The organism is Curtobacterium sp. AC272 (assembly GCF_979258155.1).
Map to the genome: position 1 here is coordinate 350258 of NZ_OZ409838.1, position 26073 is coordinate 376330.

Genomic DNA, 26073 nt, shown 5'->3' on the forward strand with positions numbered 1-26073 from the left:
TGTTCTGCCATGACAGCGCACCGCGTGACCGCTCCAGCGCCCCCGGCGGACGGCAGCACGGCGAAGGGGCCGGCGTCGTACTTCCCGAGCATCGAGAAGACCTACGGCCGCGCGGTCCAGGAGTGGCTCGACCTGGTCGCCGAGCAGCTCGACGAGCACCCGCACATGCAGGTCGTCACCTGGCTGAAGACCGAGCACGGGCTCGGCCACGGCCACGCGAACGCGCTCGTCGCGTATGCCAAGCAGGCCCTCGCGGGCTGAGTGCACCCCGGTTTCCCGCAGTGTCGGTGGCGGTGCCTAGCGTGTGGACGTGGCCGAACCCGTCGACGCGTGGTGGCGCCGCCGACAGTGGTCGCGCGGCGAGGCGGTGCCGTACGCCGTCGGGCAGTTCCGCGCCGACTGGGCGCCGTACCCGGTGCTCATCCGGCAGTACCACCCGGACTGGAACCACGGCGTCGTCCTGACCCAGGTCCCGCCGGCGGCCGAGGTCCTGCTGACGTGGGAGTGCGACGTCGGCCACGTCTTCGTCGCCACGCCGTCCGAACAGCGGTCCCGACCGGGTCGTGAACGCCGGCGCTCGGTGTGGTGCCCGGAGTGCGCGGTGCAGGCGCAGCCCCAGCGCTGGCCGGTCCTGCCGTCCGACTGGCCGTCGCGGGTGCCGGTGCCGCAGCGGGTCGTCCGGGCCACCGGCCGACAGACCCTGCCGGCCGCGCCCTCCCGCGGCACCCCGGCGGGTGCCGTCGCCTCGAGCCGCACCCGTGCACGTCGACCGGCGCCGGGCACGCCGCGACGTCCGAGTCAGCCGGTGCCCCGCACGATCTGCCCGGAGACCCCGCGGCTGCCCTCGGGCGAGTCCTTCACGAGCGTCTGCGCCCCGGCGACGGCGTCCGCGGTCGAGGCAGAGCTCCGCGCGGCGCTGTCCGACCGGTTCGCGTTCACCTACGACCACTCCGCGATCCGCCTCGACCGACCGTTCTTCGACCACGTCGAGGTCTGGCCGGACATCATCCTGCCCGAGCTGCGCGTCGCGATCGAGTACGACTCGACCGGCCGTCACGGCCTCGAGCACGTCGGCCCGCGGCAGGACACCGACCGCAGGAAGGACCGCGCCGTCCGTGCCGTCGGCTGGGAGGTCGTGCGCATCCGCACCGGACGCCTGCCGGCGCTCGGGCCGTACGACCTGCAGGTGTCCGGCATCTCCGGCCGCACGGTCGACCGGCTCGCCGACACCCTGCGGGAGATCCGCGGTGACCTCTTCGTGGACGCGTACGCACGGTGACCGATCGGGGGACAAGATCGGCCGACGGGGTACACGCCGCCTGGGTCCGCCACGGAGCGACCGGTAGGCAAGAGGAGTGACCCCTGCGTTCTGCCTCCACGCGTTGGGGGCGAGCTCCGAGGAGTTCGCCCTGCTGCGCCGCGCCCTGATCCGCGATGACCTCGAACTCATCGGCATCGACCTGCCCGGCTTCGGCCGCAGCCCGGCGTCGTCCGGCACCACCGTCGAGGAGATGGCCGTGCTCGTGGAGCGCGCGATCGGCGCCAGCGGTGCGAGCGAGTGGGTGCTGGTCGGTCACTCCATGGGCGGCAAGGTCGCCACGGTCGTCGCGGACCGCACGATGTCCGGCGCGAACGGCCTGTTCGGGTTGCGCGCCGTGGTGCTGCTCGCGGCCTCGCCGCTGGCGCCCGAGCCGATGGACGACGACCGCCGCGCCGCGATGCTGTCCTGGGCGGCGGACGGCCCGATCAGCGCGGCCCACGCCGCCGAGTTCGTCGACGCGAACACCGCGTCCACCCTGGCACCCGAGCGGCACACGACGGCCGTGCAGGACGTCGAGCGCGCCGACCCCGGCGCGTGGACCGCGTGGCTCACGCGCGGCAGCCGCGAGGACTGGTCCGACGCGGCCCCGAACCCCGTGCCGGCACTCGTGCTCGCCGGTGCCGAGGACGGCGACCTCGACGCCGAGGCACAGCGGCGCCTGACGCTGCCGCACTGGCCCGACTCGGAGCTCCACGTCGTCGAGGGTGCTGCCCACCTGCTGCCGTGGGAGCGGCCCGAGGCGGTGGCAGACCGCATCCGCGACTTCTGGACCCGCCGGTTCACCGGGGCGCCCGTCGTGCCCGTCGAGCAGGCACGGGTGATCGCCTCGCCGCGGGTCAGCGCGCGGATGCGTTCCCTGTTGGCGGCCCGCGCGCTGCCCGACGACCCGTCCGCCGAACCGCGAGCACTCACTGCTCGGCAGCTCGACACCCTCCGTGCGATCGCGCGCATCGTCGTGCCGCAGCCCGGCGATGGTCAGGTGGACCTCGCCCTGCGCGTCGACGACCAGCTCGCCGCGGGGCTCGGTGACGGATGGCGCGTCGACGGCATGCCCTCCGACCTCGAGGCGTACCGGGCGGCGCTCGACGTGCTCGCCGGGCCGGCACAGGACGGCGTGCTCGACAACGCCCTGCAGGACGTGGCCGCCGGTCGGTACGGCACCGACGGTGTGCCCGACGCCGGAAGCGACGCCGTGGTGGACGCCGTGCTGGACACCGAGATGGACGCAGCGCAGCTGCGCGCCTGGTACGAGGACGCCAGCGTCGACCTCGTGAAGCACTGGCTCGCGCACCCCGCGACGATGGCGGCCATCGACTTCGACGGCTTCGCGAACGAGGGCGACGGCGTCCGCAAGCAGGGCTTCCAGTTGCTCGCCGCCGATCAGCGCGAGGCCTGGGAGCCAGCGGCCCCGACCGCCGCGAGCGCACCCGCGACGACACGCACGACGACACCCACGACGGCACCACGACGACGGAAGCAGCACGATGAGACTCGACGGACAGCGCACGTACGGCACGGACGACGTCGTCGACGTGGTGGTCGTCGGCACCGGAGCCGGCGGAGCGCCCCTGCTGGCCTCCCTGGCCCGACGTGGCCTGCGTGTCGTCGCCCTCGAGGCCGGTCGCAACACCGAGCCGGGCGAGCACGTGCCCGACGAGGTCGCCGCCCCCGGGGACATCAACTGGATGGACGAGCGGCTGAGCGGCGGCGGCGCACCGACGGCGTTCGGACCGAACAACAGCGGCACCGGGGTCGGCGGTTCGACGCTGCACTGGGGCGCGTTCACCCCGCGTCCGAGCACGCACGACCTGTCGCTCCGCTCCGCGTCCGGTGTCGGCGAGGACTGGCCGATCAGCCACGCCGAGCTCACCGGCTGGATCGAGCAGGTCGAGCACGACGTCGGGGTCGCCGGACCCGAGCACTACCCGTGGGACCCGTCGCGCCGTTACCGGATGCGTCCGCCGGCGCGCAACGCCTCGTCGGACATGATGATGCGCGGGGCAGCGGCCGCTGGCATCACCGCGACCGACGCCCCCGTCGGGCTCACCACCGAGGACCGCCACCAGGAGCACCACGGCCTGCGGCACGCCTGCGTCGCCTGCGGCTCGTGCCACCAGGGCTGCCGCAACGGCGCGAAGGTCTCGATGGACACCACCTACCTGCCCGCGGCGGTGGCGTTCGGCGCCGAGATCCGGCCGGACTCGTTCGTGCACGGCATCGAGCTCGACGCTTCCGGCGAGGTCAGCGCCGTGCTGTACACCCACGGCGGCCGCGAACACCGGCAGCGCTGCCGTGCCCTCGTGCTCGCCGCCGGCGGCATCGAGACCCCACGCCTGCTGCTGCACACCGGGCTCGCGAACGGCAACGACCAGGTCGGCCGGAACTTCACCGCGCACGGCGCCACCCAGGTCTGGGCGCGGTTCGACGAGTCGATGCGCTCCTACCGCGGCTACCCGTCGTCGATCATCACCGAGGACTTCGTCCGCCCCGCCGACGCGGACTTCGCCGGCGGGTACCTGATCCAGAGCCTCGGCGTGCAGCCGCAGACCTTCGCCAACACGCTCATCCGGGGCGGCGGCCTGCGCGGCGCCGAGCTCGTGCGGGCGCTGCAGGACTACCCGCACTCGGCGGGTGTCGGCATCAACGCCGAGTGCCTGCCCTACGACGACAACCGGCTGGTCCTCGCGGACGAGGTCGACGAGCACGGCGTGCCTCGTGCCCGGGTCTCGTTCACCCCGGGCGCGAACGAGGACGCGATCCGCCGCCACGCGATCCGCACCATGACGACCATCGTCGAGGCCGCCGGCGGCAGGGACGTCCGGGTCCTCGAGCGCACCGCACACACCATCGGCACGGCACGCATGGGCGCGGACCGCGAGACCTCGGTCGTCGACCCGGACGGCCGCTCGTGGGACGTCCCGAACCTGTGGATCGCCGACAACTCGGTGTTCCCGAGCGCCGTCATCGCGAACCCGGCGCTGACGATCATGGCGCTGTCCCTGCGCACCGCCGACCGGATGCTCCGCGCGGCCTGACCTGCGTGGGCGGGCCGCCGACGTGGGCGGGCCGCCGGCGCGGACGCGCTCCGGCCCGCTCGGTCAGCCGCGCAGGGCCAGTGCTTCGCTCGTCCACCGGGCGTGCAGGTCCCACGGGTCGTCCACACCGGCGGCGACGGCGTCGACGTGCGCGAGCAGGTCCGGTGTCGCCCGGAACCACTCGGTGCCGGGGTACCGAGTGGCCGCGAACTGGGCGTGCCGCCGACGTTCGAGCGTCCGGTCGCCCCGCTCGAACGCCAGGAGGTCCTGGTGCGGGATCGCGGCCAGCCGCTGCCTCGGGTTCATCGTGGTGCCGATCTTCACCCGGTCGCCGAAGTCGTCGCGCATCCGCAGGTAGTACACGACGTCGACCCGCGGGGAGCCAGGTCGCCGTCGGGCACGTCGCCCCACCGCCACTCGCAGCGCGCGCAGACGAACGCCGTTGGGAACCGCACCCCGACGCGGGCTCCGCACACCGGGCACGGCCCCGGCAGGGCGTCCTCGACGCCGACGTGCTCGGCCGCGAACTCCGTCACCAGCGAGACGTGCGTCGCGCACAAGGGTACGCCCGCGAGGGCGTCCGCCGCGGGGCCCGCACAACCCGGCACGCAGCACGACGAGGTGACCATGCCGGAACGCTAGCCCGACCCACCGACGCCCCCGAGCCTCCCGGCCGCCCGGCGCACCCGCGCACCCGCGCCGGACCGGCGCGTACCTGCCTGAAACGGGCGTACCTGGTCGGTTGGAACGATCAGGTACGCCCGTTTCCGCTTCCCATCGCATCCGCTCTGGGAAGAACCGAGCGTACCTGCCCGAACCAGGCGGACTCACGCCGAACCGGTGCGCACCTACCGAAACCGGGCGTACCTGGTCGGTTGGAATGACCAGGTACGCCCGTTCCCGCTTCCCATCGCAACAGCTCTGGGAAGAACCGTGCAGGCCGAGACCCGTCAGTCGGTGAAGATCACGCCGACCGGTTCGCGCTTCTCCTCTTGGAACTGGTCCTCACCACGGCCGAGCGCCCAGTACGCCGACAGCGACATCTCGCGCTTCTCCAGCCCCCAGTCGTCCTGCAGCAGCCGACGGATCGCCTTCATCGCGGTCCGCTCGCCGTGTGCGAACACCTGGACCGGCCGGGAGGCACAGGGCAGCGCCCGGGCCGCCTCCAGCAGGAGCGTGCCCGGTTGGGCGCCGGTGGCGTCGCGGTGCAGCCACCGCAGGTCGACCCCCGCCGGGTGCGCGATCTCCTGTTCGTCGGCAGGGCCGGCCACCTCGACCAGGGCGACGCCCGTGGCGGTGTCGGACATCGACTCCAGCGCGGCGCCGATGGCCGGCAGGGCACTGTCGTCGCCGAGCAGGACGTGGGTGACGTCCGGGTCGTCGACGGGCGCGTAGCCACCGCCGGGACCGGACAGCGCGAGCTTGTCGCCGGGCTGCGCCGCTGCGGCCCAGGGCCCGGCGAGTCCGTCGTCGCCGTGCACGACGAAGTCGACGGCGATCGTCTTCGCGGTGTGGTCGACAGCCCGCACCGTGTACGTGCGGCAGGCCGGTCGGTCCTGCTTCGGCAGCGTCTCGCGCAGTTCCTCGAGGTCGTACGGGGGTTCGAGGCCGAGCGACGGCTTGGCGAGCAGGAGCTTGACGTACTTGTCAGTGGCGGCCAGCTTGTCCGGGTCGGCGGTGCCCACGAAGGCGTCGAAGGCCGGTCCGCCGAGGTGGACGCGCACCATGTGGGGCGACAGTCGCTCGGTGCGGTCGACGACGAAGACGTGCTGTGGGCGTTTGGGCTTGGAGCTCATCGGTACGAGCGTCCTCTCTCCTGCTTGACGTTTGTCGAACTAAGGTTAGCCTTACCTCATGGACACGACCGTCATCCCGTTCTCCGAGCTGCTGCGCAAGCGCACGCGTCGCTCGCACGGTTCCTCGGCCGGGAACGGCTTCATGCACGACCTGCTCGGCGGGAAGTGCGACGTCGCCGACTACGCGGCGTTGCTCGGACAGTACTCGTTCGTCTACGACGCCCTCGAACGTGCGGCCGAACGGATGGCGGACCACCCGGTGGCGGCGCCGTTCGTCACCTCGCAGCTCACCCGGATGCCGGCGATCCGTGCCGACCTCGAGTACCTGATCGGCCCGGACTGGTCCGAGCTGGTCTGCCCGCTCCCCGCCACGACGGCGTACGTGCGGCGGCTCAACGAGGTCGCGGCCGAGTGGCCGGGCGGCTTCGTCGCGCACCACTACACGCGGTACCTCGGCGACCTGTCCGGCGGGCAGATGATCGGGCGGATGCTCTCCGACCAGTTCGGCTTCGACACGAACGGCGTCCTGTTCTACATCTTCGACCAGGTCGCGGACCCGAGTGCCTTCAAGGACACCTACCGCGCGCAGCTCGACGCGGCGCCGTGGACGGCCGAGGAGCAGGAGCGGGTCATCGCCGAGGTCGAACTGGCGTACTCGCTCAACAACGGCCTGCTCGAGGGGCTCGATGCCCGGCGTCGTCCGGTCACCGACGGGGTCGGCGACGTGGCGGTGACCGCGTGACCGAGCCGTTCGACGACGAGGCGCGCCGCGCGGTCCTCCGGCACATGAACGCCGACCACGCGGCCGACAACCTGGCGATCGTCCGTGCGAACGGGGCCGCGACCGCCGTGGCCGCGACGATGACCGAGATCGACGCGATCGCCGGTGTCTGGATCGCCCGGCTCGACGACGGCGACGAGGAACAGGTCATCGTGCCCTGGACGTCGCCGCTGACCGACCGCCGTTCGGCGCGGGTGCAGATCGTCGAGGTCCACTCCGCCGCGCAGGCCCAGCTCGCCGAACCGAGCTGAACCGAGCTGATCCGCGCTGATCCGAGCCGATCCGCGCCGACCACAGACCCGCCGGGATCGCGGACCGCGTCGCAACTGCAGGGGTGCTCCCGCCACGCGTCGCGATCCCGGCGTCCCTCCTGCATGCCCGCGCTGCGCGCCGACGCGTTCGGGGTGCCCTGCCCGCTGGTCCGTCCGGACGGTCGACGTCACGGGTGGCCGCGGGCCGATACGCTGCTCGGAGCCGGGACGGTGTTCCCGGACGACCCCGAAAGGACCCCATGACGGCGATCGACGGATCGGCGCGCCATGAGCGCGCTCGGGACGACGTCAGCGGCGCGGTCGACAGTGACCTGCGCGCCGACGTGCGCTACCTCGGCAACCTGCTCGGCCGGGTGCTGCGCGAGAACGGTGGCGACGAGCTGCTGCGTGACGTGGAGTCGCTGCGTGCGGCCGTGATCGACGCCTACGAGGGAGACCACGCCGAGGGTGCTGCCCGCGCGCAGACCCTCGTGTCCGCGATGTCGGCCGAGCGCGCCGAAGCGGTGGCGCAGGCCTTCACGACGTACTTCCACCTCACGAACCTGGCCGAGGAGCACCACCGCGTGCGGGTGCTCCGGCAGCGCGGCGACGACGGCGGCCTGGCCGGCGACTCGTTCCCGGCGACCTACGCGGAACTCGTGGCCGAGGTCGGCGAGGCCGAGGCGGCGGAGCGACTCCGGACGCTGCGGTTCCACCCGGTGCTGACCGCGCACCCGACCGAGGCCCGCCGTCGTGCGGTGACCACGGGCGTGCGGCGCATCACGGACCTCATCGACGAGCGCGACCGCTCGAAGAACGCCACGGCGCGTGCCGAGAACGAGCGACGGCTGCTCGAGGAGATCACGACGCTCCTGCGCACCTCGCCGCTCCGCACGACCCGCCCGACCCCGCTCGACGAGGTCCGCACCGCCATGAGCGTCTTCGACCAGACGCTGTTCGAGATCGTCCCGCAGGTCTACCGCCTGCTCGACGACCGGCTGCAGGGCGACGACGCCGGACGTGCACCGGTGACGGCGCCCGCGTTCGTGCGGTTCGGCACCTGGATCGGTGGTGACCGCGACGGCAACCCGCACGTGACCGCCGACATCACGCGCCAGGCTGCGGAGATCGCGGCCGAGCACATCCTGATCGGGCTCACCCGCGCCACCACCCGCATCGGCAGTGCCCTGACCCTCGACGCGAGCGACACCCCGGCCGACGCCGGACTCACCGCGCTCGTGGCGGCGCAGGAGTCGCTCGACCCGGGCATCGCCGAGCGCATCGGTGTCCGCGCCCCGAACGAGACGCACCGTCGCGCGCTCCTCTTCACCGCCGCGCGCATCGACGCCACCCGCCAGGGCGCGACGCCGCTCGCGTACGACGGACCCGAGGCGCTGCTCGACGACCTCCGGACGATCCAGGCGTCGCTCGTGGCCGCCGGCGCGATCCGGCCGGCGAACGGCGAGCTGCAGAACCTCATCTGGCAGGTCGAGACCTTCGGGTTCCACCTGGCCGAGCTCGAGGTCCGGCAGCACTCGCAGGTGCACCGCACCGCCCTGGCGGAGATCCGGGCCGGCGGCGCGCTGAGCGAGACCACCGAAGAGGTCCTCGCGGTCTTCCGGACCATCGCCGACCTGCAGGACCGCTACGGGGTCCGTGCCGCCAGCCGGTACATCGTGTCCTTCACGCAGTCGGCGGCGGACCTGGCGAACGTGCACGAGCTCGCCGTCGCCGCACTCGGCTCGCCCGAGGCTGCACCGGTGCTCGATGTCATCCCGCTCTTCGAGACCTTCGCCGACCTGCACGCCAGCGTCGACATCCTCGACGAGGCCGTCCGCACCGAGACGTTCCAGCGTCGTCTCGCCGCGACCGGCCGTCGGCTCGAGGTCATGCTCGGCTACTCGGACTCGTCGAAGGACGTCGGTCCGGTCTCCGCGAACCTGGCGCTCTACGACGCCCAGGCCCGCATCGCCGACTGGGCACGGGACAACGAGGTCGAGCTCACCCTGTTCCACGGCCGCGGCGGTTCGCTCGGCCGCGGCGGCGGGCCGGCCAACGAGGCCGTCCTCGCGCAGCCGCCGGGATCGATCGACGGTCGCCTGAAGCTCACCGAGCAGGGCGAGGTCATCTTCGCGCAGTACGGCGACCAGGACATCGCGGCCCGTCACCTCGAGCAGATGGCCTCGGCCACCCTGTTCGCGTCGTCGCCGTCCAACGAGGCGCGCACGGCCGCTGCTGCCACCCGGTTCGCCGACCTCGCGCAGCAGCTGGACGACGTGTCGCGCGTCGCGTTCTACGAGCTGGTCAAGGCGGACGGGTTCGCTCCGTGGTTCGCTCGGGTCACCCCGATGGAGGAGATCGGGCTGCTCCCGCTCGGCTCCCGCCCGGCCCGCCGAGGGCTGTCGGTCGAGTCGCTCGAGGACCTCCGGGCGATCCCGTGGGTGTTCTCGTGGACCCAGGCGCGGATCAACCTGGCCGGCTGGTACGGGCTCGGCTCCGCGCTCGAGGCGGTCGGCGACGTCGACGTCCTGCGGGCCGCGTACGCCGAGTGGCCGCTGTTCGGCGCGATGATCAAGAACGTCGAGATGTCGCTCGCGAAGACCGACGAGCACATCGCCCGCCGGTACCTCGAGCTCGCCGACCGCGACGACCTCGCCGCCAAGGTGCTCGACGAGATGACGCGGACCCGTGACTGGGTGCTCCGGATCTCGGGCGGCAGCGACGTGCTCGAGGACCGTCCGGTCCTGGCCCGGGCCGTGCGCCTGCGCAGCCCCTACGTCGACGCGCTGTCGCACCTGCAGCTCCGCGCGCTCCGGTCCATCCGGACGACGGGCAGCACCGACCCGACCGACGCCGACCACCGTCTGCTCCTGCTCACCGTGAACGGGATCGCCGCCGGCCTGCAGAACACCGGCTGACGCCGGCCGAGGCGGACAGGAGGCCCGTGGCGGTGCCGCCACGGGCCTCCTGTCCGCCTGCGCGCACGCCGTACCCCCGTCGAATCGATTCGGGTGCGCGTAGCGTGTCGGTCGTGACGACGGAGCGCACCCGGAAGCCGACCACGACCACCCTGCCGCCGATCGTGCCGCTGGCCCTCATCATCGGGGTGTCGCCGTTCGCCACGGACATGTACATCCCGGCGCTCCCGCAGATCGCCCACGACCTCGGCACGTCCCCCGGTGCCGTGCAGTTGTCGCTCACGGCGTTCCTCGTCGCCTTCGCGGTCGGGCAGTTGCTCGTCGGCCCCGTCAGCGACGGGGTCGGCCGGCGGCCGATGCTCGTCGTCGGCACGGCGGTGTTCGCGCTCGCCTCGGTCGGGTGCGCCCTCGCGCCGGACGTCGTCACGCTCGTCCTCGCCCGCATCGCGCAGGGGCTCGGCGGAGCGGCCGGAGCGGTCGCCGGCCGGGCGATGGTGTCGGACGTGGCGAGCGGGACGCGGATGGCGAAGGTCTTCGGCACGCTCGCCGCGATCAACGCGATCGGCCCTGTCGTGGCACCCCTGGCCGGTGGCGCCGTGCTGACGTTCGGCACGTGGCGGATCATGTTCGTCGTGCTCGCGGTGCTCGGCGCGCTGTTCTTCGCGATGGTGGTGCTGCGGTTCCGCGAGACCCTGCCGCCGGAGCGACGCGGGGGCGTGGGCTTCGCCGCGAACGGTCGACGCATCCGCGAACTGCTGGCGATCCCGCGGTTCCGGGCCTACGTGCTGAGCGGGGTGCTGTCCACCGTGGGGTTCTTCGCGTACATCGCGACCAGCTCGTTCGTGTTCCAGACCCAGTTCGGCTTCTCCGAGGGCATGTACACGCTGGTCTTCGCCACGAACGCCTCGATGATGATCGTCACCACGCTGGTGTTCGGCCGGGTCGTCGGACGGTTCTCCGAGGACTCCCTGCTCACCGTCGGACTGCTCGTCGGCACCGCGGGTGCGGCGGCGGTCCTCGTCTCGGCGCTGCTCGACCTCGGTCCGGTGCCGGTCTGGTGCGCGCTCGCGGTCGTCACGGGTGCGTGGGGCTTCGTGCTGCCCGCCGCGATGACCCGGACGCAGCACGTCGGGGCGGCGCACCCGGGGACGGCCGCGGCCCTGCAGGGCGGCCTGACGTTCGGGATCGGCGGCCTCGGGACACCGCTCGCCGGCGCGCTCGGCGGGACCGCACTGGCGATGGGCGGGGTCATGGCGGCACTCATGGCCGCAGCCGTCGTGGTGCAGGTCACCGCGACGCGTCGGGACCGCAGCGGGACCTGACACGGCGGAGCCGGTAGGTTGCTGGTTGCAAGGCGCACCGATCAGAGGAGACCACCCGGCATGGACATCGTCGTACACGAAGCGCAGCCCGACACCGCGGTACTCGAGTGCAGCGGGCGCCTCAACATGGTGTCCGCCCCCGCGTTCCGCGAGGCGGTCACGAAGGTCGTCGACGACGGACGTGCCCGCGTCGTGGTCGAGCTCTCCGGTGTCGAGTTCATGGACTCGTCCGGGCTCGGCGCGCTGGTCGGCAGCCTGAAGACCGCGCGGCAGGCGGGCGGCGACCTCCGCATCGCGGCGCCGTCCGAGCAGGTGCAGATGGTCCTGCAGCTCTCCAACATCGACAAGATCCTCCGCACGTACCCCGACGGGGACGCTGCGGTCACCGACTGGTGATGACCGCCTCGGCCGCCGAGCACACGCTCGCGTTGTCGTGCCCGCCGGACGACGTGTCCGCCGTGCACGAGTTCCTGGCGGGCGTGTGGCAGCACGAACCCTCGGTCTCCGTCGAGGACCGGATGGCCCTCGAGCTCGCGATCGTCGAACTGACCTCGAACGTGATCGAGCACGGGACACGCCCGGAGGGAGTCTCCTGCCGCCTGCGCCTCGAGATCGGAGCGGACCGGTTCGCGGCACTGCTCTCCGACGACGGCGTCGCTGCCACCGTGGACACCGAGTCGGCCGAGTTGCCCGACGGACTCGCCGAGAGCGGCCGCGGCCTCGCCCTGGTCCGGATGGTCGTGGACGACCTGCGGTACGAGCGGATCGCCGACGAGAACCGGTGGACGGTCCTGCGCGCCCGTCACTGACCGTCACCACGCGACCGTTCTCTTCGTCCGTCTCGCGCACTCCGTGGGCCACAATCCGCAAGGAGCCGCGGGGGATTCCCGGGGTTCCTGGCTGCCGTGTCACGATTCGCGCGATGACAGCCGAACCGGATCCCAGGATCAGCTTCGAGACGTCGGGGGCCGATCTCGACGCTGCCGTGCACATGTACGAGGACGCCTACGCCAGTGTGGGCTTCACCGCGACCCGCACGGAGCGACCGTTCGCGTACCGGTTCCGCGTCGTCGGCGACGACGTGATGTCGTTCCGATCGACCCGATTCGACGCCCGCATGCAGGGTGAGCTGGACGTCCGCGACGAGTACGTCGTCATGTGGACCACGGACGGCGGCGGGCGCGTCGACATCGGCCGGCAAGAGGTCGCGTTCACGCCCGCCAGCCCGATGATGTTCCCGACCGGCCGGCCGTTCGCCTTCGACCTGCAGGACGTCCGGCAGAGCCTGGTGCAGTTCGACCGCACCGCCCTGGAGCGCGTCGCGGCCGAGGTCCACGGTGCGCAGCCGGGTCCGCTCGTCTTCGACCACACGGCGACGCCACGCACGGCCGAACTCCGGGGCTGGAACGCGCAGGTCCAGCGTGCCGCGGCGGTCGTGCTCGGTCGGGCGTCGGTCAGTTCGCTCGCCCTTGCAGAGGTCGCCCGGGACACCGCCCAGTCCCTGCTCCGGACCTTCCCGCACAAGCTGCTGGCCCCGGACGTCCCCCTGCCGCAGGGCGCCACGGGTCGCGTCCGCGAGGCCGTCGAGTACATGCACGCCTTCGCGCACACGCCGATCTCGACCACCGACGTCGCCGAGCACGTCGGACTGAGCGTCCGCGGTCTGCAGCAGGCGTTCCAGCGGCAGGTCGGCACCGCCCCGAACGCGATGCTCCGCGGGATCCGTCTCGACCGGGTGCGCGAGGAGCTCCGCCGTGCGTCGACGGGCGACCTGACCGTGGCGAGCGTGGCGATGCGGTGGGGCTTCGCACACCTCGGCCGGTTCTCGGCGGCGTACGCAGCGCGCTTCTCCGAGTACCCGCGCGACACCCTGCAGCGCTAGCCCTGTCCGGGGTTCGCTACGCTGCCCGAGTGAGCAGACCTCGACCGTGGGTGATCGTGCCCGGGATCTGGAACTCCGACGCGGAGCACTGGCAGTCCGTCTGGCAGCGGGAGCGCGGCGAGGACGCCGTCCGCATCGCACCGGCGTCCTGGGGTGAGCCGGACCCGGGGGACTGGCGAGACGCCATCTCCCGCGCGGTCGCGTCGTGCGCCGAACCGCCGGTGCTCGTGGCGCACAGCCTGGGCGTGCTCGCCGTCGCCGACTGGCTCGCCGCAGCCGCAGACGCCGCAGACGCCGCAGCCGCCGCAGACGCCGCAGCCGTCGCGGACGCCGCCGGTCCCACCGTCGCCGGCGCCTTCCTCGTCGCGCCGCCGGACCCCGCGGCACCGGGCTTCCCCGCCGCTGCCTCCGGGTTCCCCGCGCCCCGCCCGATCCCGGCCGGCACCGCAGCGGCCCGCGTTCCGACCCGCCTGGTGGTGAGCGACGACGACCCGTACTGCACCGCCGACCGTGCTCTGGTGTTCGCGGAGACGATGGGGGCCGCGGTGCTCCGGGTCGGCCCGCTCGGCCACGTCAACGTCGCCAGCGGTGTCGGCGCGTGGCCCGCAGGTCGGGAGCTCCTCGGCGCGTTCGAGCAGACCCTCTGACCCGACCCCCGGGGCGACGGGCGACACGCCGTTCACGTTCGGCGCGATATGGCAGGGATTGCTGCGACACACCGCGGATGTCCCGAGTTTCGGCGCGCGCGATATTTATCCTTCGGACATGGAGACCCAGTCCGGTGCACGCACCCCCTCGTCGACCCGTTCGGTCGCGAGGTCGAGGAGTGGCTCCGCGACGCCCCGGCGACGCGCACGCCGTACGTGGCGGACCTCGTGGTCCCGCCCGTCACCGGCCCGGTGCAGCGCCCCGGCGCCGTGGCTGACGCCACCGCCGTCCAGACGCCGGACCCCAGCATCGCGGCTGCAGCAGTCGCCGCGCCCGAAACCGGCACTGCGCCTGACGTCAGCACCGCGCCTGCAGCCCCCGCGTTCCGCCGCGACCGCGCCCGGCACGCCGCCGTCTGCGCACCGTCGTTCCCGGAACCGCCGGAGCGCCTCGCCCTGCGCATCGAGGACCTCGCGATCGAGGTTTCGTCGTCCACCGGTCGCAGCACCATCGAGCGGATCGTGCTGCTCGAGGACGAGGTCCGTCGCCGCGACGAGGACCTCGCCCGCCTCGCCGCCTGGGAGGCCACCGTCGACGGCGCGGACGACCCCGAGGTCACCGCGGCCCGCGCCTTCGCCCGGACCGTCTTCGCGGACCTGCTCGAGGACGCCGCCGCCGAGTCCGACCGTCGCGACCGTGCAGCCGCCCGCCGTGCCGCGACCGCTCCGGTCGCCGTCGTGACCGGCGTCGCCCCCGCTCCCGCGGTCGCCGTGCTCCGCCTCGCACCGACGGCAGCAGCCGCACCCGGAGCCGACGTCGTCACCGCGACCCCGGCCGTGGCGCTGGTCGCCCCGGAACGCGACGAGCCCGTGCGACCGGTGCTGGGCCTCCCGGCCGTGTCGCCGGTCTCCGCGAACACGCGACCCACCCCGCTCGTCCAGCCCGCCACCGGGCCGACGGTCATCGACCGTGCCGCGTTCGCGGCCGCCCTCACCGCTCACCAGGGCACGACCGCGAGCACGCCCGTCGTGCTGCCGGACGCGATCGCCGTGCCCGTCGTCGAGACGGCAGCCCCGGCGAGCGTCGACACCGAAACCGGCACCGACGAGCCGGCCCGGCCCGGCTGGTGGTCGCGACTCGTCGCCGGCCTGCTCCGTGCGCTCGGTCGCCGCTGACCGGGAGGCCCGGATCACCCCGCGCGGACCGGCTGCCGGTGCCGACGCGGTCGGCTCGGTAGACTGACCGGATGCCGACGCTCCGCGAACTCCAGGCCGTGATCGAAGACCTGTGGCCCGCCGCAGGAGCCGAGTCGTGGGACGCCGTCGGACTGGTCGCCGGGGATCCGGACGCCACCGTCGAGCACGTCCACCTGGCCGTCGACGCCGTCCCCGCGACCGCGCGTGAAGCGGTCGAGCTCGGTGCCGGGCTCCTGCTCACGCACCACCCGTTGCTGCTGCGCGGCGTCACGACGATCGCCGAGTCGACGTACAAGGGCAGCGTCCTCGCGACCCTCGTGCGCGGTGGCAGCGCCCTGATCGCGGCCCACACCAACGCCGACGTGGTCACCACCGGGACCTCGGCCGTGCTCGCCGACCGGATCGGCCTGACCGACCAGCGACCGCTCGACGCCGGCACCGACCCCGCGACGGGCATCGGCCGCGTCGGGGTCCTCGCCGAGGGCACGACCCTCGGCGCCCTGGCACGGAAGCTCGTCGACCTGCTGCCGCCCACCGCGACCGGGGTCCGGGTGTCCGGCGACTTCGACCAGCCCGTCCGCACCGTGGCACTGTGCGCCGGTGCGGGGGACTCGCTGCTCGGCCACCCCGCCGTCCTCGCTGCCGACGTGTACATCACGAGCGACCTCCGCCACCACCCGGCGTCCGAGTTCCGCGAACAGGCGCTGCTCGGCGGCGGTCCCGCCCTCATCGACACCTCGCACTGGGCCGCCGAGTGGCTCTGGCTCGACGTCGCGGCCGCGCAACTGCGCCAGGCCGCGGGCGTCCACGTCACCGTGAGCGACCTCCGCACCGACCCGTGGGACTTCGCGGTCCTGCCGGCGGCCGAACCCACCACCCCCACTGAAGGAGTCTGACCATGAAGGCAGCACCCGAGGACCAGGTCATCCTCCTCGACGTCCAACGACTCGACAACGACGTCACCCGCATCGCGCACCGCATCACGTCGCTGCAGAAGGGCGACCAGCTCACCGGACTCGGCACCAAGGCCGCCGGACTGCGCAGCGAACTCGTCGCCGCCACCGGCCTGGTCGAGGACGCCGAACGCGAGCTCGCTCGCCTGGAGTCCGACACCGCCACCGCGCAGGCCCGCGTCGAGCGCGACACCACGATGCTGCAGAACGTGTCGAACTCGAAGGACGCGACCGGGCTGCAGAACGAGCTCGAGTCGCTGCAGCGCCGCATCGGTGGCCTCGAGACCGCCGAGCTCGAGGTCATGGAGAACCTCGACGGCCTGCGCGCCCGGGTCGGCGACATCGAGGCGCAGCTCGCCGACGTCGAAGCCGCGCGCTCCGGCCTGGTCGCCGAACGTGACGCCGAGATCGCGCGCCTGTCGTCCGACCGTGCCTCTGCCGAGCAAGCCCGAGCCGACGTCGCCGCGAAGGTGCCGGCCGAGCTGCTCGCGCTCTACGACCGGCAGCGTGCCCGTTACGGCTTCGGCGCGTCGCTGCTGCAGGGCGGGGTGTCGACGGCGTCGGGCGTGGCGCTGAACAACTCTGACCTGCAGGACATCCGCCGTGCCGCGCCGGACGACGTCGTGCTCTGCCCGGACAGCGACGCGATCCTGGTGCGCACGGCCGAGTCGGGGCTGTAGGCGCTCGCACGCTGCCGACGGCAGGCGCGGTGCCAGCTGGCACCGCGCCTCCCGTCTGTGGTGCACGGTGCGGGGGCGCACGGTGCGGGGTCCGTCGCCTGGTGCGAGGTTGCACGCTCGGTGCGGCGTTGTGGCGCTGCACCGAGCGTGCAACCTCGCACGGGATCGCGAGCGCCGCACCGTGCGTCGAGCACGGGTCTCGTGGAAGTGGGGCGAATGGGCCGGCCGTACGCCGGGTTCTGTCCCGCCGCTTGCACGGCGGTGACGGCCATCTCTCTCGGACCGACGTTGCCGTCGGCCTCCAGCGGTCTACCCGAGGACTCGGCGAGCAGCCTCAGCGTCCTCTGTCTGACCTTGCTCCGGGCGAGGTTTACCGAGCGGATCCGGTCACCCGGACCCCTGGTGGTCTCTTACACCACCGTTTCACCCTTACCGACGTTGCCGCCGGCGGTCTGTTTTCTGTGGCACTGTCTCGCGGATTGCTCCGGGTGGGTGTTACCCACCGCCCTGCTCTGTGGAGCCCGGACGTTCCTCGGCACTCCCGGAGGAGTGACGCGACCGTCTCACCGACCCATTCGCAGGTCCGAGTCTACCGGCCCCGCGCCCGTGCCTCGGCCCGGCCCCGGCCCGGTCCCGGCCCGCCCCCGCCCCCGAGGTTCCGAAATCTCGGCATGTCGGCGCGCACGAGGGGTCTCCGTGGAACCTCGGCGAACCGCAGACGGCGAGTCGTGGAACGTCGGCGCCAGCGGCCGGGCGCGTCGAATCGCACCGACGCCGCCCGGTGCACGGTGCAGGCCGGTGTGAGCGGGGTCGACGGTCCGAGGGACCTGCGGGTCAGGCGCTGCGGGCAGCCAGGGTCGCGGCACCGATGATGCCGGCGTTGTTGCGCAGCGTCGCCGGGATGATCTCCGCCTGCAGGTCGAGCAGCGGCAGGAACTCCTCGTACTGCTTCGACACGCCGCCGCCGACGACGAAGAGCTCGGGGGAGAGCAGGGCCTCGAGCGTCGAGTAGTAGGTCTGCAGACGCTTCGCCCAGTGCTTCCACGACAGGTCGTCGCGCTCCTTGGCAGCGAAGGACGCGCGCGACTCGGCGTCGTGCCCGTCGATCTCCAGGTGTCCGAGCTCCGAGTTCACGATGAGCACACCGTCGTTGATGAGCGCGCTGCCGATCCCGGTGCCGAGTGTCGTGACGATCACCAGGCCGTCCTTGCCCTTCGCCGCACCGAACTGCTGCTCGGCGAACCCGGCGGCGTCGGCGTCGTTCACGAAGTGGATGGCGCGGCCGAGCTCCTTCTCGAACAGTGCCTCGGCCTCGAAGCCGATCCACTTCTTCGAGACGTTCGCGGCCGACATGGTCTTGCCGTCTCGCACGATCGCGGGGAAGCACACGCCCACGGGGACGTCGGCCGCCGGTGCGAGCTCGTCGAGGATCGAGGCGACGACGGCGGTGATGTCGTGGGGCTTCCCGCCTTCCGGTGTGGCCTTCTTGATGCGGTCCGTGGTCAGTTCACCGGACGCGACGTCTACGATCGCGCCCTTGATGCCCGTACCACCGATGTCGACGCCGACTGCGAGGGAGGTCATGAGGTTGTCGTGCCTTTCGGTTGCCTGCCGGAGTGCCCGGTCAGGAAGGGGTGTCCGGTCAGGGAGACGGTGAGGAGCTCCGCGCCGCGTTCGGTGACGACGAGGGTGTGCTCGAACTGCGCGGTCCACGACTTGTCGCGCGTCGAGACCGTCCAGTCGTCGGACCAGATGTCGGCCTCGATTCCGCCGAGGGTCAGCATGGGCTCGATGGTGAACACCATGCCCTGCTCGATGACGTCGTCGTACTGCGGCGCGTCGTAGTGCGGGATGATCAGACCGGAGTGGAAGGCACGACCGACTCCGTGGCCGGTGTAGTCGCGGACGACGCCGTAGCCGAAGCGCTTCGCGTACGCCTCGATGGCGCGGCCGATGACGTTCACCTGCCGGCCGGGGGCGACGGCCTTGACGCCGCGCTCGAGGGCGAGCCGCGTGCGGGTCACGAGGTCCTCGACCTCCTGCGACGCCTGCCCGACGATGAACGTGCGGTTCGTGTCGCCGTGCATCCCGTCCTTGTAGGCGGTGATGTCGATGTTGACGAGGTCACCCTCCTGCAGGACGGTGTCGTCGGGGATGCCGTGGCAGATGACCTCGTTGAGGCTAGAGCACAGCGACTTCGGGTACCCGCGGTACCCGAGCGTCGACAGGTAGGCGCCGTGTGCGACGACGAACTCGTGGCCGATGCGGTCGAGTTCGTCGGTGGTCACGCCCGGACGGATCGCTGCGCCGACGGCGTCGATGGCCTGGGACGCGATGCGGCCAGCGGTGCGGATGCGCTCGACCTCGTCGGGGAGTACGTGTCGCCGAGGCCGTGCTCGTGCGGTTCGACCTTGCCGACGTACTCCGGGCGTTCGATGTCCTTCGGGACGGTCCGGAGCGGGGAGACGCGGCCGGCGGTCAGGTGTCCGTGTTGGTCCCGGGGCATGCCGACCACTCTAGTCGGCGGGCGACGACCCCGCCGCGCGGGTACGGTGGCGGGCATGAGCGACGAACGCATCGAGTCCCAGTGGTGGTTCAACGACAAGACCGGCCAGGTCGAGCAGGGTCCGCAGTCCCCGCAGCGCGACCGCATCGGCCCGTTCGACACGCGCGAGGAAGCGCAGCACGCGCTCGACCGGATCGCGGCGAACAACGAGAAGTGGGACGCCGACGACCAGTGACGGCACGGTGACGGACCACTGACGCGTCGCACGGCCCCGCGCACGCCGCGGGACCACTAGCCTGGGACGAGGCCCGCCCGCGGCCACCCGATACACGGAAAGGTCGTGCATGGACAAGCAGACGGACTTCGTGCTCCGCACCATCGAGGAGCGCGGCATCAAGTTCATCCGACTCTGGTTCACGGACGTCATCGGGACGCTGAAGTCGGTGGCGATCGCCCCGGCCGAGGTCGAGGGTGCCTTCGCCGAGGGCATCGGGTTCGACGGCTCCGCGATCGAGGGCCTGTCCCGCTCGTACGAGGCCGACGTGCTCGCGCACCCGGACCCCTCGACGTTCCAGATCCTGCCGTGGCGCGGCGAGGTCGACCCGACCGCGCGGATGTTCTGCGACATCACGACGCCGGACGGCCAGCCCGCCGTCGCCGACCCCCGCAACGTGCTGAAGCGCACGCTGGCCCGGGCGAGCGAGCGTGGCTTCACGTTCTACACGCACCCCGAGATCGAGTTCTACCTGCTCAAGAGCCGTGAGTGGAAGGACGGCGGGCCGCAGCCCGTCGACCAGGCCGGCTACTTCGACAACGTCCCCGGCGGCAGCGCGCACGACTTCCGTCGTCGCTCCGTCCGGATGCTCGAGGACCTCGGCATCTCGGTGGAGTTCAGCCACCACGAGGCCGGCCCGGGCCAGAACGAGATCGACCTCCGCTACGCCGACGCACTGACGATGGCGGACAACATCATGACCTTCCGCACGGTCGTGAAGGAGGTCGCGATCGAGCAGGGCGTCTACGCGACGTTCATGCCGAAGCCGATCTCCGGGCAGCCGGGCTCGGGCATGCACACGCACGTCTCGCTCTTCGAGGGCGACCAGAACGCGTTCTACGAGGCCGGCGGCGAGTACCAGCTGTCCCGGACCGCCAAGCACTTCATCGCCGGTGTGCTCAAGCACGCACCGGAGATCACCGCGGTCACGAACCAGTTCGTGAACTCGTACAAGCGCCTCTGGGGTGGCGACGAGGCCCCGTCCTTCGTGACGTGGGGCCACAACAACCGTTCGGCGCTCGTGCGCGTGCCGCTGTACAAGCCCAACAAGGGGCAGTCCTCGCGCATCGAGTACCGCGGCATCGACTCGGCGGCGAACCCGTACCTGGCGTACTCGCTGCTGCTCGCGGCGGGGCTCAAGGGCATCGAGGAAGAGTACGAGCTGCCGGCCGAGGCCGAGCACGACGTCTGGAGCCTCACCGACGCCGAGCGTCGTGCCCTCGGGTACAGCCAGCTGCCGTCGAGCCTCGACCACGCCCTCAGCCTGATGGAGGACTCCGAGCTCGTCGCCGAGACGCTCGGCGAGCACGTGTTCAACTTCGTGCTCCTCAACAAGCGCCAGGAGTGGAAGCGCTACCGCGACCAGGTCACACCGTTCGAGCTCGACACCAACCTCGGCGCCCTCTGAGCGAGCGCACCACATGACCGGTCGGACGACGTCGTCGCGTTCCGAGTTGGCCCGCCTGGGCTTCGCCGAGCTGTCGGAGAGCCTGGAGCGGATCGCCGACCTGGAGGCGCGGTTCGGCTCCGTCGTGCCGCTGCCGGTCAGCGGCACCCCGGCGCTCTGGGGCATCACCGCGGATCCCGACGGTGCGCTGCGGCTGCTGGAACGGCTGTTGGAGCGCGCTCCGGACGAGCTCCGCCCCGTCCTGGCGGACGAGGCCGCGACGGAGCGGCTGATCCGCCTGCTCGGCGCCTCGGTCGGCCTCGGTGAGTTCCTGCACCGTCGCCCTGCCGAACTCGCACTGCTGCTCGAGCCCGTCGTCGCACCCTGGTCGCAGGAGCGGTACACGGCATCCCTGCTCGAGGCGATCGACGGTGCCACCGGCGAGGACGCACGGCTGTGCCTGCGGGTGCGGTACCGCCGGCACCTCGCGCAGATCGCCCTGTACGACGTGCTGCACTCGTCGCCGACCGAGGCGTTCCCGGCCGTCGCTGCCGGACTGGCCGACCTGGCCGGCGCAGCGCTCGACGCCGCGGTCGACGTCGCCCGGCGCGAGGTGCCGTTCCCGGCGGCCGACGTCGCCGCGACCCCGCTCGCGGTGATCGCGATGGGCAAGGCCGGCGCGCGCGAGCTCAACTACGTCAGCGACGTCGACGTCATCTTCGTCACCGAGGCCACCGACGACATCGGCACCGACCGTGCCGTCCTCATCTCGACGCGGATCGCGATCGCCGCGACCCACGCGATCACCGACCTGGCCGCCGAACCCGGTCTGTGGGAGGTCGACGCGAACCTGCGACCGGAGGGCAAGGACGGCGCCCTCGTCCGCACGCTCGACTCGCACGTCGCGTACTACGAGCGCTGGGCGAAGTCGTGGGAGTTCCAGGCGCTCCTCAAGGCCCGGCCGATCGCCGGCTCGGCCGACCTGGGTGCGCGCTACGCCGAGGCCGTCGCACCGTTCGTCTGGAGCTCGTCGGCGCGCCCGGGTTCGTCGAGTCGGTGCAGCGGATGCGCGAGCGCGTCACCGACCACATCCCCGACGGCGAGGTCGACCGGCAGCTGAAGCTCGGTCCGGGCGGCCTGCGCGACGTCGAGTTCACGGTGCAGCTCCTGCAGCTCGTGCACGGACGTGACGACGAGTCCGTGCGCGTCCGTTCCACCCTCGAGGCGATGGACGCCCTGACCGCCGCCGGGTACGTCGGACGGGCCGAGGCCGCCCACTTCGGTCCGGACTACGCACTGCTCCGAGTCCTCGAGCACCGCATCCAGCTCCGCCGACTGCAGCGGACGCACCTGATGCCGACCGATGAAGAGGAGCTGCGCGTCCTCGCCCGGTCGAGTGGTCTGGCCACCTCGGCCGCAGCCCTCGAGACCCGGTGGCGCGCGGTCAAGCTCGAGGTCCGCGGCCTGCACGAGCGGCTGTTCTACCGTCCGCTGCTGTCCGCCGTCGCCACGACCGAGGGCGAGATCGTGCTGACCGACGACCAGGTCGTCGACCGGCTCGCAGGCGTCGGGTTCGTCGACCCGCCCGGTGCGCTGCGGCACATCCGGGCGCTCACCCAGGGCACGAGCCGACGCGCAGCGATCCAGCGGAACCTGCTGCCGGTGCTCCTGCGGTGGATGGCCGAGGGGCCGGCGCCGGACCGGGCCCTGCTGGCGTTCCGGCGGCTCAGCGACACGCTGGGGGAGTCGAGCTGGTTCCTCCGGATGCTCCGCGACTCGTCCGGGGCTGCGCACTCGCTGACCACCGTGCTGTCGGAGTCGGCGTTCCTGTCCGGTCTGCTCGAGCGGTTCCCCGAGGCCGTCGCCTGGCTCGACGAGCCCGAGTCGCTCCTGCGGGCCCGCCCGATGGACTCGTTGCTCGCCGAGATGACCGCGACGACGGCGCGGCACGGCAACGACGTCGACGGTGCGGCGAGCCTGCTGCGCTCGGCGCGCCGCCGCGAGACGCTGCGCCTCGGCATGGCCGCGGTGCTCGGGCACCTCGACGTGGACGCCCTGGGCGCTGCACTCAGCGACGTGACCGAGGCGACCCTCGCCGGGGCCCTCGCACTCGCCCGACGTGACGCCCCGCCGGACTTCGAGTTCGGGATCATCGCGATGGGCCGCTACGGCGGACGGGAGCTCGGCTTCGGCTCCGACGCCGACGTCCTCTACGTGTACCGCGCGCCGGACCTGGCGACCGAGGCGGCCTCCCGGACGGCGCAGACCATCGTGCGCGAGCTGAACCGGCTCACCGAGGACACCGTCCACCCGCTCGACCTCGACATCGACCTGCGCCCCGAGGGCAAGAACGGCCCGGTGGCGCGCACGCTGGAGTCCTACGGCGCCTACTACGCCCGGTGGTCGCTGACGTGGGAGGCGCAGGCGCTGCTCCGTGCCCGCGGTGCCGTCGGCGACGCCCAGCTGCTCCGGGACTTCGAGCACCTGGCGGACCGCACGCGCTACCCGGAGCGGATCGACGAGAACGAGGTGCGCGAGGTCCGGCGCATCAAGGCCCGTGTCGAGTCCGAGCGGCTGCCCCGCGGTGCTGATCCGGCTCGCCACCTGAAGCTCGGGCGCGGCTCGCTCAGCGACGTCGAGTGGTTCGTCCAGCTCCTGCAGCTGCAGCACGCACTCGAGTTCCCCGCGCTCCGCACGACCTCGACGCTCGAGGCACTCGACGGTGCCGTGGCCGCCGGGTTCGTCAGTGCCGAGGACGGCGAGCGGCTCGGCGCGGCCTGGCGCTTCGCCTCGCGGACGCGCAGTGCGCTGGTGCTCTGGTCGGGGAAGACGACCGACGTCCTGCCCGTCGACCGCGTCCAGCTCGAGGGTGTCGCGCGGCTGATGGAGTACCCGCCCGGCTCGGCGAGCGAGCTCGAAGAGGACTACCTCGGCGTGACCCGACGTGCACGACAGGTCTTCGAGCGCGAGTTCTACGGCGCCTGACCCAGCGGCGACACGCCCGAGGTCGCGCGCACGGCACGGAACCGAGCAGTCGTCGGAGGTTAAATCTCCGTGTCGCGCAGTGTCCCCCGTTGCGACGACGGCCGTACCCCTGTTCGGACCGCGCCGGTACTGTTACCACGTCGTGACCGAACTCCCACCGGACCTCCAGGCGCTCATTTCCGGTGCCCCCCGACACGCCACGTGACCACCTGCTGACCGGGGCTTTCCGTCGGAGTCGACCCGCGCCTCCCGGCCCCGGTCCACGTGTGTACCGGCGGCCGATGTCGGGCAGGTGGTCCGCAGGAGTGCTGTCAGCACGAGGGGGGACCACCGGTCCCGGTGGAGATGGGGACAAGTGTGTACCCCGTAACGCGCTCGTAACGCCCCCGGACGGGGGTCGCGTTGCGCCGGGGTTCAGGTTTCTGCGTCAATGGGGTCACCCGAACCGACCCTGATTCCCCAACGTCGCGGAATCTCCACCTCGAACGTTGAAGCAGGGATCAGTGTTCACCTTCATTCTGCAGATCAGGCAGATGGTCGAAGGCCACCCCGAGTTCTACCTGTTCGCCGTGTACTCCGCGGTGATCTGGTTGCTCTGGTTGGTCAAGGTCGTCATCTCCGCCCGCTACCGCCCGTTCACCGGCACCTTCGTCGGTACCACCAGCGTCGTCGTCCCCGTCGTGGACGAACCGCTCGACCTGTTCCGCGACGTCATCGGTCGCATGGTCGAGCAGCGACCCGGCGAGATCATCGTCGTCATCAACGGCGCCCGCAACGAGGCGCTCGAAGCCGTCTGCGACGAGTTCGCCCCGCTCGTCCGCTGGACGCACACGCCCATCCCGGGCAAGCGCAACGCCGTCAAGGTCGGCACCGAGATGTCCAACGGCGACATCACGGTGCTCGTCGACTCGGACACCGTGTGGACCCCGGCGCGCTCGAGGAGCTTCTCAAGCCGTTCGCCGACGAGTCCGTCGGCGGTGTCACGACCCGGCAGCGCATCCTCGAACCCGAGCGCAGCTGGATCACGCGCTGGGCCGACTGGCTCGAGAACTCGCGGGCGCTCTACTCGATGCCCGCGCAGAGCGTCCTCGGGCAGATCGGCTGCCTGCCCGGGCGCACGATCGCCTTCCGGCGGAACATCCTGATGCGCGTCATGGACAAGTTCATGCACGAGAAGTTCATGGGTGTGTTCCTCGAGGTCTCCGATGACCGCACGCTCACGAACCTCACGCTCAAGGAGGGGTACCGGACCGTCTACCAGTACACCTCGCTGGTCTACACGGACGCCCCGCTGCAGGTGAAGAAGCTGTTCAAGCAGCAGCTCCGCTGGGCCCGTGGCTCGCAGTACAACACGCTGCGCATGCTGCCGTGGATGCTCGGTCACGCCCCGGTGCTGGCGGCGTTCTTCATCACCGACATCATCTTGCCGTTCATGCTCTTCGGCGTGATCGCCGGCTGGATCTACCGGGCCTTCACCGGGCAGGGCGAGAACCTGTACCAGGGCATCCTGTCGCAGTACGGCTTCTCGACGGGCTTCGTCTACGTCGCCGCGCTGATGGTCGTCTCGTCGGTGCTCAGCATGGCCATCCGGCAGATGCGTCACCTGGCCGAGAAGCCGAGTGACTTCTTCCGCCTGCCGATGTTCATCATCGTGTCGACGTTCTTCCTCATGCCGATCCGGCTCATCGGCTTCTTCCGCCTGGCGCACGCGTCCGGCTGGGGGACCCGCGCCGGTGCCTACGCCGGCGGTCCGATGCAGGAGGACCCGTCCGACGCCGCGCAGCCGTCGTCCTTCGGCACCGAGACCCCGGTCAGCCCGATCGACGCCGCGGACCGCGCTCGGGCCGTCGACGGACGCGTGCCGCTCGGCAGCGACCAGGTGGCCGTGGACCGCGCGTTCGACGAGCTCTTCGGGGCCGACGCCACCACCAACTCCACCACGACCGTGCTCGCGACCCGGCGCGAGGCCGCTGCCGCAGCAGCAGTGCAGCCCGCAGCCCCACGGACCGCCCCCGTGAAGGCCCGCCGGTACAACCCGTACGCCGCGATCCCGTACTGCATCGGCATCGCGATCTTCGTCCTGGAGGCCTTCCTCATTGTCTGACATCATCCGCTCCTCCAGTACCTGGTGGGCGCAG

20 protein-coding genes, 1 other RNA gene and 4 pseudogenes are annotated in these 26073 nt (G+C 72.0%); 20 read left to right on the forward strand and 5 right to left on the reverse strand.

The window, feature by feature from the left end; translation table 11 throughout:
- Positions 1-9: 9 nt before the first annotated feature.
- The 4 genes and pseudogenes from ACZZ0J_RS01800 to ACZZ0J_RS01815 all read left to right on the forward strand — a co-directional run bounded on the left by ACZZ0J_RS01800 (position 10) and on the right by ACZZ0J_RS01815 (position 4356).
- On the forward strand, positions 10-261 hold the full coding sequence (locus tag ACZZ0J_RS01800; protein WP_463434429.1) for a DUF4287 domain-containing protein: 252 nt from the start codon (positions 10-12) through the stop codon (positions 259-261).
- Between the two features lie 49 nt (positions 262-310).
- On the forward strand, positions 311-1279 hold the full coding sequence (locus ACZZ0J_RS01805) for a hypothetical protein (RefSeq protein ID WP_463434431.1): 969 nt from the start codon (positions 311-313) through the stop codon (positions 1277-1279).
- Positions 1280-1355: 76 nt separating this feature from the next.
- Positions 1356-2024 (forward strand): annotated as a pseudogene (locus ACZZ0J_RS01810) (alpha/beta fold hydrolase); the annotation flags it as partial.
- Positions 2025-2805: 781 nt separating this feature from the next.
- Complete coding sequence (locus tag ACZZ0J_RS01815) at positions 2806-4356, forward strand: GMC family oxidoreductase (RefSeq protein ID WP_463434433.1); 1551 nt, start codon at positions 2806-2808, stop codon at positions 4354-4356.
- Between the two features lie 63 nt (positions 4357-4419).
- On the opposite strand, the gene ACZZ0J_RS01820 is transcribed toward ACZZ0J_RS01815, so the two are convergent.
- Both ACZZ0J_RS01820 and ACZZ0J_RS01825 read right to left on the reverse strand, forming a co-directional pair.
- Positions 4420-4767: a GIY-YIG nuclease family protein gene (locus ACZZ0J_RS01820; protein ID WP_463434435.1), complete on the reverse strand. Its 348-nt coding sequence runs from the start codon at positions 4765-4767 to the stop codon at positions 4420-4422.
- Between the two features lie 539 nt (positions 4768-5306).
- On the reverse strand, positions 5307-6152 hold the full coding sequence (locus ACZZ0J_RS01825; protein WP_463434437.1) for a siderophore-interacting protein: 846 nt from the start codon (positions 6150-6152) through the stop codon (positions 5307-5309).
- Between the two features lie 58 nt (positions 6153-6210).
- On the opposite strand from ACZZ0J_RS01825, the gene ACZZ0J_RS01830 reads away from it, so the two are divergent.
- From ACZZ0J_RS01830 to ACZZ0J_RS01880, 11 genes are all read left to right on the forward strand, one after another.
- The gene (locus tag ACZZ0J_RS01830) at positions 6211-6894 is read left to right on the forward strand and encodes a biliverdin-producing heme oxygenase (protein ID WP_463434439.1); all 684 of its coding nucleotides are present in this window, start codon (positions 6211-6213) and stop codon (positions 6892-6894) included.
- Complete coding sequence (locus ACZZ0J_RS01835; protein WP_214547084.1) at positions 6891-7184, forward strand: DUF2470 domain-containing protein; 294 nt, start codon at positions 6891-6893, stop codon at positions 7182-7184. Before ACZZ0J_RS01830 ends, ACZZ0J_RS01835 begins: the two co-directional genes overlap by 4 nt.
- A gap of 260 nt (positions 7185-7444) precedes the next feature.
- Positions 7445-10102 (forward strand): phosphoenolpyruvate carboxylase, encoded by a 2658-nt coding sequence (locus ACZZ0J_RS01840; protein ID WP_463434442.1) that lies wholly within the window; start codon positions 7445-7447, stop codon positions 10100-10102.
- Between the two features lie 113 nt (positions 10103-10215).
- The gene (locus ACZZ0J_RS01845) at positions 10216-11424 is read left to right on the forward strand and encodes a multidrug effflux MFS transporter (RefSeq protein WP_463434444.1); all 1209 of its coding nucleotides are present in this window, start codon (positions 10216-10218) and stop codon (positions 11422-11424) included.
- 60 nt (positions 11425-11484) lie between these two features.
- Complete coding sequence (locus ACZZ0J_RS01850; RefSeq protein ID WP_123340500.1) at positions 11485-11820, forward strand: STAS domain-containing protein; 336 nt, start codon at positions 11485-11487, stop codon at positions 11818-11820.
- Positions 11820-12233, forward strand: coding sequence for an ATP-binding protein (locus ACZZ0J_RS01855; RefSeq protein WP_111085614.1), 414 nt, complete (start codon positions 11820-11822; stop codon positions 12231-12233). Before ACZZ0J_RS01850 ends, ACZZ0J_RS01855 begins: the two co-directional genes overlap by 1 nt.
- Positions 12234-12346: 113 nt before the next feature.
- Positions 12347-13306 (forward strand): helix-turn-helix transcriptional regulator, encoded by a 960-nt coding sequence (locus tag ACZZ0J_RS01860; protein WP_123340501.1) that lies wholly within the window; start codon positions 12347-12349, stop codon positions 13304-13306.
- Positions 13307-13335: 29 nt separating this feature from the next.
- Positions 13336-13953, forward strand: coding sequence for an RBBP9/YdeN family alpha/beta hydrolase (locus ACZZ0J_RS01865; RefSeq protein WP_463434448.1), 618 nt, complete (start codon positions 13336-13338; stop codon positions 13951-13953).
- A gap of 216 nt (positions 13954-14169) precedes the next feature.
- Complete coding sequence (locus tag ACZZ0J_RS01870) at positions 14170-15129, forward strand: hypothetical protein (protein WP_463434450.1); 960 nt, start codon at positions 14170-14172, stop codon at positions 15127-15129.
- 71 nt (positions 15130-15200) lie between these two features.
- Positions 15201-16046 carry a Nif3-like dinuclear metal center hexameric protein gene (locus ACZZ0J_RS01875; RefSeq protein ID WP_463434452.1) on the forward strand — a complete coding sequence of 282 codons (846 nt, stop codon included), beginning with the start codon at positions 15201-15203 and terminating at the stop codon, positions 16044-16046.
- Positions 16047-16048: 2 nt separating this feature from the next.
- The gene (locus tag ACZZ0J_RS01880; RefSeq protein WP_123340505.1) at positions 16049-16783 is read left to right on the forward strand and encodes a zinc ribbon domain-containing protein; all 735 of its coding nucleotides are present in this window, start codon (positions 16049-16051) and stop codon (positions 16781-16783) included.
- Between the two features lie 213 nt (positions 16784-16996).
- On the opposite strand, the gene rnpB is transcribed toward ACZZ0J_RS01880, so the two are convergent.
- From rnpB to map, 3 genes and pseudogenes are all read right to left on the reverse strand, one after another.
- Positions 16997-17357: RNase P RNA component class A (gene rnpB, locus ACZZ0J_RS01885), an RNA gene on the reverse strand.
- A gap of 260 nt (positions 17358-17617) precedes the next feature.
- Positions 17618-18367 carry a polyphosphate--glucose phosphotransferase gene (ppgK, locus tag ACZZ0J_RS01890; RefSeq protein ID WP_111087008.1) on the reverse strand — a complete coding sequence of 250 codons (750 nt, stop codon included), beginning with the start codon at positions 18365-18367 and terminating at the stop codon, positions 17618-17620.
- Positions 18364-19289, reverse strand: a pseudogene (gene map, locus ACZZ0J_RS01895) (type I methionyl aminopeptidase). Before map ends, ppgK begins: the two are co-directional and overlap by 4 nt.
- A 55-nt stretch (positions 19290-19344) precedes the next feature.
- Between map and ACZZ0J_RS01900 the strand changes: the two are divergent.
- The 5 genes and pseudogenes from ACZZ0J_RS01900 (at position 19345) to ACZZ0J_RS01920 (ending at position 26039) form a co-directional block, all read left to right on the forward strand.
- Entirely contained in the window at positions 19345-19524 is a 180-nt protein-coding gene (locus ACZZ0J_RS01900; protein WP_111087009.1) for an SPOR domain-containing protein, read from the forward strand.
- A 109-nt stretch (positions 19525-19633) separates the two neighbouring features.
- Positions 19634-20971 carry a type I glutamate--ammonia ligase gene (glnA, locus tag ACZZ0J_RS01905; protein ID WP_111087010.1) on the forward strand — a complete coding sequence of 446 codons (1338 nt, stop codon included), beginning with the start codon at positions 19634-19636 and terminating at the stop codon, positions 20969-20971.
- Positions 20972-20984: 13 nt separating this feature from the next.
- Positions 20985-23935, forward strand: a pseudogene (locus ACZZ0J_RS01910) (bifunctional [glutamine synthetase] adenylyltransferase/[glutamine synthetase]-adenylyl-L-tyrosine phosphorylase).
- A gap of 722 nt (positions 23936-24657) precedes the next feature.
- A pseudogene (locus ACZZ0J_RS01915) lies at positions 24658-24807 on the forward strand (glycosyl transferase family 2); the annotation flags it as partial.
- A gap of 47 nt (positions 24808-24854) precedes the next feature.
- Positions 24855-26039 carry a glycosyltransferase gene (locus ACZZ0J_RS01920; protein WP_463434458.1) on the forward strand — a complete coding sequence of 395 codons (1185 nt, stop codon included), beginning with the start codon at positions 24855-24857 and terminating at the stop codon, positions 26037-26039.
- Positions 26040-26073 lie beyond the last annotated feature (34 nt).